The sequence below is a fragment of the Amnibacterium soli genome (assembly GCF_039544415.1).
GTDB lineage: Bacteria > Actinomycetota > Actinomycetes > Actinomycetales > Microbacteriaceae > Amnibacterium > Amnibacterium soli.
Window position 1 is genome coordinate 335,812 of the sequence record NZ_BAABLP010000004.1, and the last position, 14,571, is coordinate 350,382.

At 72.9% G+C, this 14,571-nt stretch carries 17 protein-coding genes; 16 read left to right on the forward strand and 1 reads right to left on the reverse strand.

The genetic code is table 11. The annotated features are described in order from the left end of the window. Positions 1 to 74 precede the first annotated feature (74 nt). The 4 genes from ABEA53_RS11125 to ABEA53_RS11140 all read left to right on the forward strand — a co-directional run bounded on the left by ABEA53_RS11125 (position 75) and on the right by ABEA53_RS11140 (position 3,489). On the forward strand, positions 75 to 1,211 hold the full coding sequence (locus ABEA53_RS11125) for a flagellin N-terminal helical domain-containing protein (protein WP_345481233.1): 1,137 nt from the start codon (positions 75 to 77) through the stop codon (positions 1,209 to 1,211). Positions 1,212 to 1,291: 80 nt separating this feature from the next. Next, positions 1,292 to 2,731, forward strand: coding sequence for a flagellar filament capping protein FliD (fliD, locus tag ABEA53_RS11130; RefSeq protein WP_345481234.1), 1,440 nt, complete (start codon positions 1,292 to 1,294; stop codon positions 2,729 to 2,731). 7 nt (positions 2,732 to 2,738) lie between these two features. After that, complete coding sequence (gene fliS / locus ABEA53_RS11135; protein WP_345481236.1) at positions 2,739 to 3,158, forward strand: flagellar export chaperone FliS; 420 nt, start codon at positions 2,739 to 2,741, stop codon at positions 3,156 to 3,158. After that, entirely contained in the window at positions 3,151 to 3,489 is a 339-nt protein-coding gene (locus ABEA53_RS11140) for a hypothetical protein (RefSeq protein ID WP_345481238.1), read from the forward strand. Before fliS ends, ABEA53_RS11140 begins: the two co-directional genes overlap by 8 nt. 45 nt (positions 3,490 to 3,534) lie before the next feature. Here ABEA53_RS11140 and ABEA53_RS11145 read toward each other — a convergent pair whose 3' ends face one another. Then, complete coding sequence (locus tag ABEA53_RS11145; protein ID WP_345481239.1) at positions 3,535 to 3,867, reverse strand: cupin domain-containing protein; 333 nt, start codon at positions 3,865 to 3,867, stop codon at positions 3,535 to 3,537. Between the two features lie 251 nt (positions 3,868 to 4,118). Here ABEA53_RS11145 and ABEA53_RS11150 point away from each other — a divergent pair, with 251 nt between their 5' ends. The 12 genes from ABEA53_RS11150 to ABEA53_RS11205 all read left to right on the forward strand — a co-directional run bounded on the left by ABEA53_RS11150 (position 4,119) and on the right by ABEA53_RS11205 (position 14,409). Next, positions 4,119 to 4,460: a flagellar basal body rod protein FlgB gene (locus ABEA53_RS11150; protein WP_345481241.1), complete on the forward strand. Its 342-nt coding sequence runs from the start codon at positions 4,119 to 4,121 to the stop codon at positions 4,458 to 4,460. Next, on the forward strand, positions 4,460 to 4,846 hold the full coding sequence (locus ABEA53_RS11155) for a flagellar basal body rod protein FlgC (RefSeq protein WP_345481242.1): 387 nt from the start codon (positions 4,460 to 4,462) through the stop codon (positions 4,844 to 4,846). The genes ABEA53_RS11150 and ABEA53_RS11155 overlap by 1 nt, the downstream gene beginning before the upstream one ends. Continuing rightward, on the forward strand, positions 4,846 to 5,166 hold the full coding sequence (gene fliE / locus ABEA53_RS11160) for a flagellar hook-basal body complex protein FliE (protein ID WP_345481243.1): 321 nt from the start codon (positions 4,846 to 4,848) through the stop codon (positions 5,164 to 5,166). Before ABEA53_RS11155 ends, fliE begins: the two co-directional genes overlap by 1 nt. Further along, positions 5,166 to 6,812: a flagellar basal-body MS-ring/collar protein FliF gene (fliF, locus tag ABEA53_RS11165; RefSeq protein WP_345481244.1), complete on the forward strand. Its 1,647-nt coding sequence runs from the start codon at positions 5,166 to 5,168 to the stop codon at positions 6,810 to 6,812. Before fliE ends, fliF begins: the two co-directional genes overlap by 1 nt. After that, the gene (locus ABEA53_RS11170) at positions 6,809 to 7,924 is read left to right on the forward strand and encodes a flagellar motor switch protein FliG (protein WP_345481245.1); all 1,116 of its coding nucleotides are present in this window, start codon (positions 6,809 to 6,811) and stop codon (positions 7,922 to 7,924) included. The genes fliF and ABEA53_RS11170 overlap by 4 nt, the downstream gene beginning before the upstream one ends. Beyond that, on the forward strand, positions 7,914 to 8,663 hold the full coding sequence (locus ABEA53_RS11175; RefSeq protein WP_345481247.1) for a FliH/SctL family protein: 750 nt from the start codon (positions 7,914 to 7,916) through the stop codon (positions 8,661 to 8,663). Before ABEA53_RS11170 ends, ABEA53_RS11175 begins: the two co-directional genes overlap by 11 nt. Next, positions 8,660 to 9,973 carry a FliI/YscN family ATPase gene (locus ABEA53_RS11180; protein ID WP_345481248.1) on the forward strand — a complete coding sequence of 438 codons (1,314 nt, stop codon included), beginning with the start codon at positions 8,660 to 8,662 and terminating at the stop codon, positions 9,971 to 9,973. Before ABEA53_RS11175 ends, ABEA53_RS11180 begins: the two co-directional genes overlap by 4 nt. Then, positions 9,973 to 10,404 (forward strand): flagellar FliJ family protein, encoded by a 432-nt coding sequence (locus tag ABEA53_RS11185; RefSeq protein WP_345481249.1) that lies wholly within the window; start codon positions 9,973 to 9,975, stop codon positions 10,402 to 10,404. The genes ABEA53_RS11180 and ABEA53_RS11185 overlap by 1 nt, the downstream gene beginning before the upstream one ends. 14 nt (positions 10,405 to 10,418) lie before the next feature. Next, a complete protein-coding gene (locus ABEA53_RS11190; RefSeq protein ID WP_345481250.1) occupies positions 10,419 to 11,261 on the forward strand; it encodes a C40 family peptidase in 843 nt (280 codons plus the stop codon). Further along, positions 11,261 to 12,664, forward strand: a complete 1,404-nt coding sequence (locus tag ABEA53_RS11195) for a flagellar hook-length control protein FliK (protein WP_345481251.1) — start codon at positions 11,261 to 11,263, stop codon at positions 12,662 to 12,664. The genes ABEA53_RS11190 and ABEA53_RS11195 overlap by 1 nt, the downstream gene beginning before the upstream one ends. Positions 12,665 to 12,674: 10 nt before the next feature. Continuing rightward, positions 12,675 to 13,106 carry a flagellar hook capping FlgD N-terminal domain-containing protein gene (locus tag ABEA53_RS11200; protein WP_345481252.1) on the forward strand — a complete coding sequence of 144 codons (432 nt, stop codon included), beginning with the start codon at positions 12,675 to 12,677 and terminating at the stop codon, positions 13,104 to 13,106. 130 nt (positions 13,107 to 13,236) lie between these two features. Continuing rightward, positions 13,237 to 14,409: a flagellar hook protein FlgE gene (locus ABEA53_RS11205; protein ID WP_345481253.1), complete on the forward strand. Its 1,173-nt coding sequence runs from the start codon at positions 13,237 to 13,239 to the stop codon at positions 14,407 to 14,409. The last annotated feature ends 162 nt before the right edge of the window (positions 14,410 to 14,571 follow it).

The following is a 14,571-nucleotide window of genomic DNA, read 5'->3' on the forward strand; positions in this document are numbered from 1 at the left end:
GATCAGGCCGATAGCCATTCGCGTCGGACCACGGATGGACCGCAGACCAGATCCCGAATCACGGAGGAACTCAAATGGGATTCAGCATCAACACCAACCTCGATGCGCTCAACACGTACAAGAACCTGCAGGGGGTGCAGAACTCGCTGTCGAAGTCGCTCGAGAAGCTCTCGAGCGGTCTGCGCATCAACAACGCGGGTGACGACGCGGCGGGCTTGACCATCGCGACCCAGCTGGGCTCGCAGGTCTCGGGTCTGACCCAGGCGGCGCGCAACGCGCAGGACGGTGTCTCGGTCGTCCAGACCGCCGACGGCGCCCTGACGCAGACGCAGTCCCTCCTCGGCCGGCTCCGCGACCTGGCGGTCCAGGCGGCGAACGACTCGAACAGCACGACCGCCCGTTCGGCGATCGCGACCGAGGCCACGTCCATCACGGACGAGCTCTCGCGTCTCAGCACCTCGGTGAACTTCAACGGCCAGAAGCTGCTCGACGGCTCGACCAACAACATGAAGTTCCAGATCGGTGCCGACGGCGACGCGGCCAGCCGCATCACGGTCAACCTGTCCGGCGCGAACCTGACGAACATCGCGACGGCGCTGAACAACGGCACCACGTCCACCGGCACCAGCTGGACGACGCTGCCCGCGGCCGGTGACGTGGTCGACTTCAAGAGCACCAACGCGAACGGCACGGCGACCACCAACTCGGTGACCTTCGCCGCCGCGCCCGCCTCGTTCCAGGCGTTCTCGGACCAGCTCAACGCCAACACGGGCTTCGCGTCGAACTTCACCTCGACCGTCGTCAAGGACGTCAACGGCGCCGCCACCGGTGTGCTGGTCACGGCCAAGGACGCCGGCACGGTCTCGTCGACCAAGCTCGGCGCGGGCACCACGGGTGCGGCGAACACGGGCATCCAGTTCGACACCGCCGACCACGCCCAGGCCGCGATCACCGCGATCGACCTGCAGCTGAAGAACGTGTCGAACGCTCGTGCCGCCATCGGCGCGCTCGAGAACCGGTTCGCCAGCGCGGTGTCGACGATCAACACGTCGATCACCAACCTGACCGCTGCGAAGAGCCGCATCACCGACGTCGACATGGCGTCGGAGATGGTCAGCTACTCGCGCGCGAACATCCTGTCCCAGTCCGGCACCGCGATGCTCGCCCAGGCGAACTCGCTGCCGCAGCTGGCGCTGAAGCTGCTCGGCTGACGCGTAGGAACCCGGCCGGTACGACGGCGCCCTCGGCGCCGTCGTACCGGCTTCTCTCACATCCCGGGAAGGACTGAACGGTGGCCAGCGCGAGCATCAGCACGACCTCCCTCACCGGTCTCGGCCTCTCGGGGCTCTCCAGCGGTCTCGACACCAGCGGCATCATCACCAAGCTGATGTCCATCGAGTCGCAGCCGCAGTCGCTGCTGAAGACGCAGCTGACCTCGCTGCAGACCCACACGTCCGCGCTGCAGTCGCTGAACACCGCCATCGCGGGAATCGCGACGACGGCGAAGTCGGCGCTCTCGGCGAACGCGCTCACCTCCTTCACGACGACGAGCAGTTCCTCCGCGGCAACTGCGTCCGCGTCGTCCGGCGCGACCGCCGGCATCACGCAGTTCACGGTCGACTCGCTCGCGCAGACGCAGCTGTCGGTGACGGGCACGATGACGGACACCTCGGCGTTCGCCTCCGCCGACCACGTCATCACGCTGCAGGTCGGCAGCGGCACCGGGGTGAAGGTCACCGCGGCGTCCGCGTCGGTCGACGACATGGTGAGCGCCATCAACACCGCAGGTGCCGGGGTGTCCGCGAGCAAGGTGGCAGCCGGCAAGGCGGCGGACGGCACCCCGCAGTGGCGCATCCAGCTCTCCGCGACGACCGGAGGATCGGCGGGTGCGTTCTCGGTCTTCACCGGCTCCAGCACCGATCCGACCGCGCAGCAGTCGTCGACCTCCAGCGTCCCGCTCGTGCAGGTGACGAAGGCGCAGGACGCGCAGATCACGCTCTACCCGGGCAGCACGGCCGCGCAGACCGTGTCGTCCTCGACGAACACCTTCGCCGCACTGCCCGGCGGTCTCTCGGTCTCGGTCGCCGCGCTGAGCAGCACGCCCGTCTCGGTCGCGGTCGCCGCCGATGCGACCGCGGCGACGACCTCCGCTCAGGCGCTCGTCACCGGGCTCGCGACCGTCTTCTCGGGCATCGCGTCCGCGTCCGCGATCACGACCAGCTCGAGCACGAGCGGCAGCACGAGCACCACCTCGACCTCGGGCGGGGTCTTCACCGGCGACTCCTCGGTGCGCCTCGTCAAGGACGCGCTGCTGACCGCGGCGACCGGCCAGGACCCCGTGACGGGGAAGTCGCCCTCGTCCATCGGCATCGTGCTGTCGAAGGACGGCTCGGTCTCCTTCGACCAGAACGCCTTCGCCGCGGCGATGAAGCAGGACCCGGCCGGCACGACCGCGATGTACCAGCGGATCGCGCAGCGCGTCGCCGACGCCGCCTCGACCGCCTCCGCACCGTCCTCCGGAACGCTCAGCCAGAAGGTCGCGTCCGAGCAGGGCACGCAGTCGACGCTCACCACCCAGATCAGCGACTGGGACACCCGCCTCGCGACGATCCAGGCGCAGTACCAGGCGCAGTTCAACGCCATGGAGCTCGCGCTCAACAGCCTCAGCTCGCAGTCGAGCTACCTCACCGGCCAGATCAACGGCCTGACGACCAACTACCAGAGCAAGTAGGACCGCGATGCCTCCCTCGAACCTCGCCGCCGCGCGCAGCCTCTACAACCGCGACTCCGTGCTCAGCGCGTCGCCCGCGCGCCTGCTGGTCATGCTCTACGACCGCCTGCTGCTGGACCTCGCCCGCGCGGAGGCCGCGCAGCTCGGCGAGGACTGGTCGCTCGCGTCCGCGCAGCTGCTGCACGCGCAGGAGATCGTCGCGGAGCTCGTCGGCTCGCTGCGACCCGAGGTCTGGGACGGCGGTCCCGGACTGCTCGCCGTCTACAACTACGTGCTGACCGGCATGGTGCAGGCGAACGTGCAGCGCGACGTCGTGAAGACGCGCGAGTGCATCACCCTGCTCGAGCCGCTGCGCACCGCCTGGCACGAGGCGGCGCTCAAGGTCTCGATGCAGGAGGCGGCCCTCCGGAGGGACGCCGTTGGCTGAGTCCGTCCCGGAGGCCGCGTCGATATCCACCGACCCGGCGGGGCCCTGGGACCCCTGGGCCCCCGTGCTCGACGACCTGGAGCACCGGGTCGAGGCGGCGGAGTCCGGCGACCTCGCCGCCCTCGAGGGGTGGGAGCCGCCGGCCGTGCAGCCGGCGCCGATGAGCGCCGACGACCAGCACCGGGCCACGCGCATCCTCACGCGGCAGCGCGCGCTGCTCGGGCGCATCCGCGAGGAGCAGCAGGTCGTCGCCGCGTCGATGCGCGCCGTGCGCCGCCCGCAGTACCGCGCCGCGACCGCTCCGCCGGTCTACGTCGACCGCCTGGGCTGACCCGCCTCCGTCTTGCAGGCGAGCCTCCCTGCGAAACGGAGGAGCTCAGTCCAGGAGCTCGAGCTCGCCCTGCTCGCCCGCGCGCAGCAGGAAGACCGCGGTGAACACGACGCCCTCGTCGGTGGCGTCGAAGTGCTCGATCACCGCGTCCGCCGGCTCCGCGAACGCCTGACCCGCGCCGAGGACGACGGCGTCGCCGCCCTCGACCTGGAACAGCACGGAGCCGCGCTCGATCGTGCCGAGCACCGGCCCGTTGTGCCGATGCCGGCCCGCCGCCGCGTTCGGCGCCATGGTGATGCGCCGCACCTCGACCCGCCCGGTGGGGTCCCATCCGAGGTCCTGCTCGAGCAGCAGCTTCCGCACGACGCGCTCGTCCATCCGGGCATCGTCGCACGATCCCCTCAGCCGCACCGCTCGCCGCTTCCCGCGTCGACACGCCGCGATGGAGGGGATGGAGCAGCCGATGAGCGGGGCGGCAGAAGTGGGGGCCGCGACACACCCGAACGGGGGGTGCGTTGGTTCCATGTCTAGTTGAAGGTTGCGCCTAGTTTCAGGTCGTCGAGCATGGATCGCTCGATAGACCAGGCCACGGATCGGCCGCCCCCTCCCTCGCAAGGACGGACTCCTCCGTGTTCGATTCGGTCACCACGAACGCGCTCACGAGCGCGCTCGACGGGCTCGCGCTGCGGCAGCGCACCATCGCGCAGAACATCGCGAACGTGAACACGCCGAACTACCACGCGAAGCTCGTCTCCTTCGAGAGCGCGCTCGCGAACTCGGTGCAGGGCGGCGACGGCACGGCGGTGGCCACGACGACGACGTCGCAGGCGCCCACCCAGCAGAACGGGAACAACGTCAGCCTCGACTCCGAGACGCTGAACAACATCGAGACGGTCCTGCGGTACCAGTTCGCCACCCGCGCGGTGAACATGGACTTCAGCGCGACCCAGACCGCGATGCGGACCAGCTGATGGACGCGATCAACATCGCCGCCTCGGCGCTCAACACCCACCAGGCGTGGCTCAACGCGATCTCGAACAACATCGCGAACGTCAACACCGCGAAGGCCACCTCCGGCGCCGCCTTCCAGGCCGAGTACCTCGAGGTCCAGGACCAGGGCGGCGAGAACGGCGTCGCCGTCGCGGCCGTCGCCCACGGCGACGCGCAGGGGCGCCTCGTGTACGACCCCACGAACGCGGTCGCCGACAAGAGCGGCTACGTGCGCATGCCCGACATCGACCTCGGCGAGCAGATGTCGACGCTGATCATGGCCCAGCGCGGCTACCAGGCGAACGCCGCGGTCGTCGACCGCGCCAAGACCACGTACGAGGCCGCCCTCCAGATCGGCAGGAGCTGATGACCTCCATCTCCCCGCTGTCCGGGATCAACAGCCTCACCGGCGTCGCCGGCACCACCTCCACGCAGCTCGGCGTCCCCGGCACCTCCGGCGCGTCCGGCACCTCGTTCAGCTCGGTGCTGGGCGGCGCGGTCGACAACCTGTCCGCGCTGCAGAGCACGGCGGACACGCTGGCGGTCAAGGCCGTCACCGGTGATCTCACCGACATCCACCAGGCCACCCTCGCGGCGACCCGCGCCCAGGTGACGATGGAGCTCGTCTCCGCCGTGCGCAACAAGGGCGTCGACGCGTTCAACGAGATCATGCGGATGCAGGCCTGATGAAGCGGCTCAACGGCGCGGGGACGCGCGCACTGGAGATCGTGAAGCAGTTCACGGTCGCGCAGCGCACCATCGCGATCATCGGCGTCGCCGTGCTCGTGCTCGGCGGCGTCGCCTTGGCGAGCCAGCTCTCGAAGCCGACCTACCAGGTCCTCTACTCGGGCATCTCCGCCTCGGAGGCGTCGGGCGTCACGGCCCAGCTCACGAAGGACAAGGTCGACTACACGCTGTCGAGCGACGGCACCACGATCTTCGTGCCGGCCGAGAGCGTCGCGCAGGAGCGCCTCGCGACCGCGAGCCTGCTCTCCTCCGGTGCCGGCGGCTACTCGCTGCTGGACGACATGGGCGTGACCGCGAGCGAGTTCCAGCAGAACGTCACCTACAAGCGCGCGATCGAGGGCGAGCTCGCCAAGACGATCGAGGGCATCGACGGCGTCTCGTCGGCCTCCGTGCAGCTCGCGATCCCGCAGCAGTCCGTGTTCACGGACGAGAAGGAGGACCCGACCGCGTCCGTCTTCGTCAACGCGGCGACCTCGCTGTCCACCGACCAGGTCAACGCGATCGTGCACCTCGTCGCGGCCGCCTACCCCGGCCTCACCACCGACAACGTCTCGGTCGTCGACCAGAAGGGCGACACGCTGTCTGCCGTCGGCGGGGGCACCGCGGGCGGCTCGTCCGACGCGGCCGCGGAGTACGAGACGAGCACGAAGGCCGCCGTGCAGGCGATGCTCGACAAGGTGCTCGGCCCCGGCAACGCGGTCGTGACCGTCGCGGCGGACGTGTCGAGCTCCAGCGGCACGAAGCACAGCGAGACCTACTCGACGCCGCAGCAGGCGCCGGCGCTCTCCGAGTCCACCAACAGCACGAAGTACGCGAACGGCGGCGGCGCGGCCGCCGGCGCCAACGGCGCGAGCGGCGTGCTCGGCACGGACACGACCGACACGTCGACCGGCGGCAACAGCTCCACGAGCGGCTCCGGGTCGGGCTCGCCCTCGTACCAGCAGGTGCAGAGCGTCAAGAACAACGCCGTCGACAAGACGACGACCGACCAGACCATCACGCCGGGCACCCTCAACCGGCAGACGATCGCGGTCGCGCTGAACTCGGCGGTCGCCTCGCAGATCTCGGCCACGCAGCTGCAGCAGATGGTGTCGAACGCCGCCGGCGTGAACACCGCCCGCGGCGACGTCGTCTCCGTCACCTCGGTCGCGTTCTCGAACGCCGCGGCGAAGTCGGCCGCGTCGGCGCTGAAGCAGTCGCAGGCCGCGCAGAGCGCCGGCCAGATGACCGACATCATCACGACGGCGATCAAGGTGGTCGGCGGCCTCGTGCTGCTCGTGCTGCTCATGGGTCTCGTGCGCAAGCTGTTCAAGCGTCCCGAGCCCACCGTGCGCGACGCCGGCGAGCTGAACGTGGTGCCCCTCGGCGGCGACCCGGTGCTCGGCGGCTACGCGCCGACCGCGCAGCTCGGCGGCCTCGCCGGGGCCGGTGCGCTCGCCTCCTCCTACCCGGGCGACGCGCCCACGGTGGCGCTCAACAGCCCCTTCTCGCAGATGCAGGCGGACGTGGACGCGCTCGCCGGCACGGACCCCGAGCAGACGGCGGAGTACCTCCGCGCGCTGATGGGTGATCGGGCGGGCGTGTGACCCAGGACACCCTCGACGTCCCGGAGCTGACCGGGATGCAGAAGGCCGCGCTCGTGCTCATGAACATGAGCACCGAGCGCGCCTCCGCCGTGCTGAAGACGTTCAGCCTCGAGGAGCAGGACGAGATCACGGCGGAGATGGCGCGCATGCGCCGGGTCTCCGGCGCCGACGCCGAGTCGGCGATCCAGGCGTTCCGTGAGGTCGCGTCCCGCGCGGACGAGCCGGGCGAGCGCACCGGCCACGACATCGCCACCGAGCTGATCGAGGCGAGCTTCGAGGGCGAGCGCGCCGCGGACCTGCTCGAGCGCATCTCCGCGCCGGAGGCGAGCGCGTCATTCGCGTTCCTCGAGGAGCTCGAGGCCGACCGGATCGTCGCCCTGCTCGAGGCCGACACCGCCGCGACGGTGGCCTTCGTGCTCGTGCAGCTCGGCCCCGAGCAGGCCGCCAAGATCCTGATGCTGCACGAGGGCGACCGCCGCGTCGACATCGCGCAGGCCATCGCCACCATGGGCTCGCCCGCGCCGGAGGCCGGGCGAGTCGTGGCCGGCGTGCTGCGGGGCCGGGCGAAGGTCGCCGCGTCGGAGACGGTGATCGTCGACGAGGACGACGACGCGGAGGGCGGTCCCGCCCCGCTGCGCGTGCAGCCGCTCGTCGACATCATGAACCGCGCCGCGCCGGCCGACGAGGGCGCCCTGCTCGAGGGCCTGCGCGACCGCGACGGCCACCTCGCCGACGAGGTCCGCGCGAAGCTGCTCTCGTTCGAGGACATCTCGCGCCTGCAGGACCGCGACGTGCAGCAGCTGCTGCGCGGCATCGAGCTCGGCACGATCGCCCTCGCCCTCAAGGGCGCGGACCCGGAGATCGCCACCGCGATCACCTCCAACATGTCGGAGCGCAACCGGGAGGCGCTGGCCGAGGAGGCCGGCGAGCTCGGGCGCGTGAAGAAGAGCCAGGTCGAGGACGCCAGGAACCTGCTCGTGCGCGCGATGCGCGAGCTGGCCGGCACCGCCGGGCTCGAGCTGAAGAAGACGGCGCCCGAACCGGGCGCGGCCGACGAGACCGAGCTCCCCGTGGAGCAGGCCGCCGAAGAAGAGGATGAGTATGTCGACTAGCACCTCGTTCGCTCCCATCGCGTTCCCCGAGCTGGGGTCGGCGCCGCAGCCCGCCCCCGCCCGGCCCGCCCCGGCGATCCCGCGCGTCACGCCCGGCTACGCCTCCGCCGACGACGACCTGCGCACGCGCCCCGTCGCGGTGCGCATGACGCCGCTCGCGTACCCGGAGCTCGTCAAGGACGAGACGCCGGAGGTGCGGGAGCGCGCCCGCGTGCAGGGGCACGCGGCGGGCTACGCCGCGGGCCGCAAGGCCGCCACCGAGACGCTCTCGGCGGACCGTGACGCGCTGCGCGCCGAGGCGGACCGCGTGCTCGGCGAGCAGATCGACGGCCTGCAGTCGGCGCTCGGCGCGGTGCGCCGGGCAGCCGGCGAGCTGAACGCCCACACCGCGATGTCCCTCGAGGGCACCGAGGAGGCCGTGCTCGCGGCCGCGCTCGAGATCGCGGGCATGATCCTCGGCCGCGCGATCGCGGAGGACCGCGAGGGCGCGGCCGTCGCGGCGCTGCGCCGCGCGCTCGAGGCCGCGGGCCCGGTGCCCGTGCGTATCGTGCGCATGCACCCGGACGACCTCGAGCTCGTCTCGATGGTCGCCTCCGACGAGGCCGGGCTGCAGCTGCTGCCGGACCCGCGCGTCGCCCGCGGCGACGCGATGGTCGACCTGCCCGACGGCGTCGTCGACGCGTGCATCGCGAGCGCGGTCGACCGCGTGCGCCGCGCGCTGCTGGGCGGCGACGAGTGAGCGCCAGGATCGCCGGCCGGCTCGACGCGCTGCGGGAGCCCGCGCGCCCCGAGCGCCTGGGCAGCGTGGCCTCCGTCGTCGGGCTCGGCATCACCGTGCGCGGCATCGAGGCGTCGACGGGCGAGATCGTGCACGTCGGCGAGCAGCGCGCCCGCGCGGAGGTCGTCGCGGTCGCCGCGGACGGCCTGACCGTCATGCCGGTCGACCGCATCGACTCGCTGCGCGTCGGCGCCCCCGTCCGCGCGACCGGCCGCCGCATGACCGTGCCGACCGGCTACGGCCTGCTCGGCCGCGTGCTCGACGCGACCGGCCGCCCGATCGACGGCCGCGGCCCGCTCCAGTTCGACGCGCGCGTGCCCGTCGACGCGGAGGCCCCCTCCGCCCTCGAGCGCGCCCGCATCGACACCCCGGTCGCGCTCGGCGTCCGCGTGCTCGACACCCTCACGACCGTCGGCCGCGGCCAGCGCATCGGCCTCTTCGCCGGCTCCGGCGTCGGCAAGTCGTCGCTGCTGTCGATGATCGCCCGCGGCACGGACGCGCAGGTCAACGTGATCGCCCTGATCGGCGAGCGCGGTCGCGAGGTGCGCGAGTTCCTCGAGGACGACCTGGGGGAGGAGGGCCTCGCCCGGTCCGTCGTCGTCGTGTCGACCGCGGACCAGCCGGCCCTCACGCGCGCCCGCGCCGCGTTCACCGCGACCCGCATCGCCGAGTCGTTCCGCGACACCGGCGCGCACGCCCTGCTGATGATGGACTCGCTGACCCGCGTCGCGATGGCCCAGCGCGAGATCGGCCTCGCCGCCGGCGAGCCGCCCGCCACCCGGGGCTACCCGCCGAGCGTCTTCGGCCTGCTCGCGCGTCTGCTGGAGCGCGCCGGCACCGGCCCCGTGGGCTCCGTCACCGGCGTCTACACGGTGCTCGTCGACGGCGACGACCACAACGAGCCGATCGCGGACACCGCCCGCTCGATCCTCGACGGCCACGTCGTGCTCGACCGCAAGCTCGCGACCGCCGGGCACTTCCCCTCCATCGACGTGCTCGGTTCCGTGTCCCGCGTCGCCTCCCGCGTCACCTCGCGCGAGCAGCGCGCGGTCGCGACGGCGCTGCGCGGCGCGCTGGCCGCGCAGAAGAACGTGCAGGACCTGCTCGACGTCGGCGCCTACGCCGCCGGCTCGAACCCGCGCGTCGACGCGGCGGTCGCGCACGCCGCGCAGATCGAGGCGTTCCTGCGCCAGGACATGGAGGACGTCACGCCGTCCGACGAGGCCTGGCAGCGCCTCGCGCAGCTCGTGAGGACGATGGGGCTGGCCTGATGGCGATGTTCGGTCTCGCCGGTCTGCTGCGGATCCGGCGCCTCAAGGAGGAGCGAGCGGCGCACGAGATGGTGCGCGCCCGCTCCCGGGCGTCCGAGCTCGCGCAGGAGCGGCACCAGCTGCTCGATCAGCTGGACGACCACGCCCACGAGGCGAAGGACGTGCGGGGCATCCACGCGCTGTCCGCCGCACGCGCCTCCACCTCCACGATGCTGTCCGACCTCGAGGCCCTGGCGCTCACGCAGCACCGCCTCGTCGCGGACGCGGAGGAGGCCCACCGGCTGGCGCGCCGCGAGGTGCGCACCGTCGAGAAGCTCGAGGAGAAGCACGACGAGGCCGAGCGCGAGACCGAGCTGCGCGCGGAGCAGACGATCCTCGACGAGCTCGCCTCCCGGGCCCGGCTCCGCCTGCAGCGCGAGGCCGCCGAATGAGCTACGCGGACGTCATGAACGACATGCAGGCGATCCAGGCGCGCCTCGCGCAGCTCGGCCTGCTGAAGGACGCCGCGTCGACGGCGACCTCGGCCGGCTCCGCCTCGTCGTTCGCGAGCGCGCTCGACGGCGCCTCGGCCGCCGCGCCGACCACCTCCGCCACCGCGTCCGCGGACGGCGGCCTCGTCTCGCCGAACGGCGCGACGGGCGGCGACGTCGTCAAGGCCGCGCTCGAGTACAAGGGCGTGCCCTACGTGCTCGGCGGCGAGTCGAAGAGCGGCATCGACTGCTCCGGGCTGGTGCAGGCCGCGTTCGGGAAGCTCGGCGTCGACGTGCCCCGCACCGTGCACGAGCAGAAGGTGCTGGGGGAGAAGGTCGACTCGCTGAAGGACGCGAAGCCGGGCGACCTGATCGTGCTGAACGGCGGCGACCACATCGCGATCTACATGGGCGACGACACCGTCATCCACGCGCCGTACCCCGGCCGCACCGTCTCGGTGCAGAAGGCGTGGTTCGACGACTCGGACATCACGACGATCCGCCGCATCGTGCCCGCGACGGGCGACGCGGTCGCCGCGCCCTCGTCCACCCCGGCCTCCGGATCCACCCCGAGCGGGCTCTCGCAGGCCGCCGCGATGAAGGCCACGGCGATGCTCACGACCTACGGCGCGGACGTCGGGCTGTACGACACCTCGTCGGGCGGCGCCGACTCGAGCGGCTCCGGCACCTCGCTCAGCAGCATGCTCGCGTCCTTCGGGCTCACCGGCACGGGCACCGCCACGGGTGCCGCGTCCTCCTCCGCCTCCGCGCAGCAGATCATCGCGCAGCGCGCCGCACTGCTGGGAGCGTCCGCCTGATGCCCGCACTCACGATCACCCCCGCGGACGCGTCCGTCGCACCGGTTCCTGCGTCCGCGCAGGGGTCCGCGACTTCGGCGAGCGGCTTCGGCACCGCGCTCGACGCCGCGATGGGCGCGAGCGCCCAGCCGGCGCCCCAGGGCCAGGACCAGGGCGCACCCGCGCAGCCCGCTGCCTCCGCGATGCAGCAGCCCGCCGCCCTGCTCGGCGCCGCCGCCGCGCTCGCCGCGATGCTCGGCCGCGCGGCGACCGGCGCCGCGACCACCGCCGCGGCGGCACCCGAGCAGCCCGGGACCACGGCCCCCGTGCCCGGCGAGGCCGCAGCCGCGGGCGCCGCGGCGACCGCGGCGCCGGCGACCGGAGCACCGGCGACCGCCGTCGCGGTGCCTGCCCCCGCCGCTGCGCAGCCGTCGACGGGCGAGGAGGTCGCCGCCGACACGGCGGCCGCCGCACCCGTCCTCGGTGCCGCCGCGCCCGGCAAGCCCGGCACGCGGCCGGTCCGAGCGGGGGAGGAGCAGGACGCGGCTGATGCCGCGCCCGCGGTCCCCGCCGACGCCGGGGCGGCTCTGCTCGGCGCCGCGGTGCCGCCAGTCGCGCAGCCCGTCGCCGCGGCGACCGCGCCCGCACCCGCACCCGCAGCGACCGCAGCCGCAGCGACCGCAGCCGCCGGTGCGGCCCGGCCCGCAGGCGCGCCGGGTCGCGGCGAGCGCACCGCGGAGGCCCCGGCCGCCGCGGCGGGATCCGCAGCACCGTCCGACGCCACTGCGGCAGCCGCCCCTGCCGCAGCTGCGGCCCCCGCAGCGGTCGCACCGGTGACCGATCAGCCCGCCGCGCCGAGCCCGTCCGCGCAGCTCGCACCCGTCGCGGCCGCGCAGCAGCCCGCGCCGACCGCTCCGGTCGCCGCGCCGCAGGCCGCGCCCGCGCTCGTGGCGACCGCTGAGCCGTCCGTCGCGCAGCAGCTGCAGGGGCCGCTGCTGTCGCTGCGCACGGCGCCGGAGGGGGAGCACGTGCTCGTCGTGCGGGTCAGCCCCGAGCACCTCGGCCCGGTCACGGTGCACGCCACCGTGTCCCACGGCGACCTCAGCGTGCAGCTCTTCACCGCCTCCACCGACGCCCGCGACGCGCTCCGCACCATGCTCACCGACCTGCGCCGCGACCTCGGCGCCGGAGCGGCGGGCTCGGCCACGACGCTCGCCCTCGGCACCGGCGACGCGCCCGCGCAGGACGGCCGCGGCCAGCAGGCCGCCACCACCTGGCTCGGCGCGGGCTCCGGCGGCACGGGCGGCGGCGCCGCCCGTGACGAGCGCCCCGGCTGGACCGCCGGCGCGCGGGCCGCCGACGACACCCCGACCGACCGCCGGATCCCGAGCCCGGGCAGCGCCCTGCTCGACGTGCTCGCCTGAGAGGACCGACATGACGACGACGACCGGTGCGACCGCGCCCGTGCAGGGCACGGCCATCCACACCAGCGGCACGAGCACCACGCCGAAGGCCAACCAGGAGTACAACAGCGAGCTCTTCCTCAAGCTGCTGGTGACCCAGCTGGCGAACCAGGACCCGAGCTCGCCCATGGACAGCGCGCAGATGGTCTCGCAGACCGCGCAGCTGGCGTCGATGGAGCAGATGACCTCGCTCAACGCCACCTCGACGAGCAACTACCAGACGCAGATGCAGGCGACCGCGACCAGCATGCTCGGGCGCACCGTCTCCTGGACCGACTCGGCCGGGCTGGCACAGTCCGGCAAGGTCAGCGCCGTCTCCTTCTCGGGCAGCGGCACGCCGCAGCTCACCGTCGGCACGAGCACGGTCGGCCTGTCGGCCGTGACCGGCGTGACCGCCGCCTAGACCCCCTCCACCCCCACGACGCCGCATCGCCTGCGGCAGCCATGACGGCGACTTCTCGGCCAGGACGGCCACACATCGGCGGACCGCCTCTCAGCGGCCGCCGACCATCCGACACCGAAAAGGAACCGCTGTGCTCCGCTCCCTCTACTCCGGCATCTCCGGGCTCCGCGCCGAGCAGACGATGCTCGACGTCACGTCCAACAACATCGCCAACGTCAACACCGTCGGCTTCAAGTCCTCCAGCGTGCAGTTCGAGGACGCGCTGTCGCAGACGGTCTCCGCGGCGGGCCTCGCCACCAGCGCGAAGGCCGGCACCAACCCGAACCAGGTCGGCCTCGGCGTGCGCGTCGCGGGCGTGCGCACCAACCTCACGGAGGGGTCGCAGACCACCACCGGGAACAACATGGACGCGATGATCTCGGGCGACGGCTACTTCGTCACCACCCAGGGGTCGCAGACGCTCTACACGCGCAACGGCTCCTTCCACTGGGACTCGGAGGGCCGCCTCGCGACCGCGGACGGCGCGCTCGTGCAGGGCTGGCCGGCCGTGAACGGCACGGTGTCGACCGGCGGCCGGCCGCAGACGCTGACCCTGCCCGCCGGCACCGTGGCCCCGGCCGTGGAGTCGACCAGGGCGACGCTGGCGGGGAACCTGCCGGTCGACGCGGCGAAGGACACCTCGCTCGAGCGGGACATCACCGTCTACGCGAAGGACGGCGCCGCGAGCACGCTCAGCGCCACCTTCGTCGCCGACGGCGCGGGCAACTGGTCGTACACGATGAAGAACGGCTCGGACACCGCGACGGGGACCGTGAAGGCGGGATCCGCGCTGCTCACCGGTGACACGACCGCGACCGTCGGCGGCCTCCAGGTCGACCTGAGCGGCATGTCCGGCTACGCAGGTCTCACCACCCCGAACTTCGCGGACCAGAACGGCACCGCGGCGGGCACGCTGCTCACCGTCGCCTTCGGCACCGACGGCACGATCAGCGGCACGTTCAGCAACGGCGCCACCGTGCCGATCGCGCGCCTCGCCGTGGGTGTCTTCACGAACCCGGAAGGCCTCGCGAAGGCGGGGAACTCCTCGATGACGGAGACGCTCAACTCCGGGTCGGTGCGCCTCGGCACGGCCGGGACCGACGGCTACGGCGACGTGGTGTCCGGTGCGCTCGAGGCCTCGAACGTGGACCTCAGCCAGGAGTTCACGAACCTGATCATCGCCCAGCGCGGCTTCCAGGCGAACGCCCGGATCATCACGACCTCGGACGACATCCTGCAGGAGCTCATGCAGCTGAAGCGCTAGTCGCGACGGCACGGTCACGGGGGTCGGCGGCAGCGCCGGCCCCCGCGCCGCGTGCACGGGATCCAGGACCCGGAGTGGGGCCAGACGGGCACTGACGGCCGGGCGCAGGATGCCGATTGTCTGCTGAGACGGCGACGAGCGCTCCACGGACGGAGCGCGATG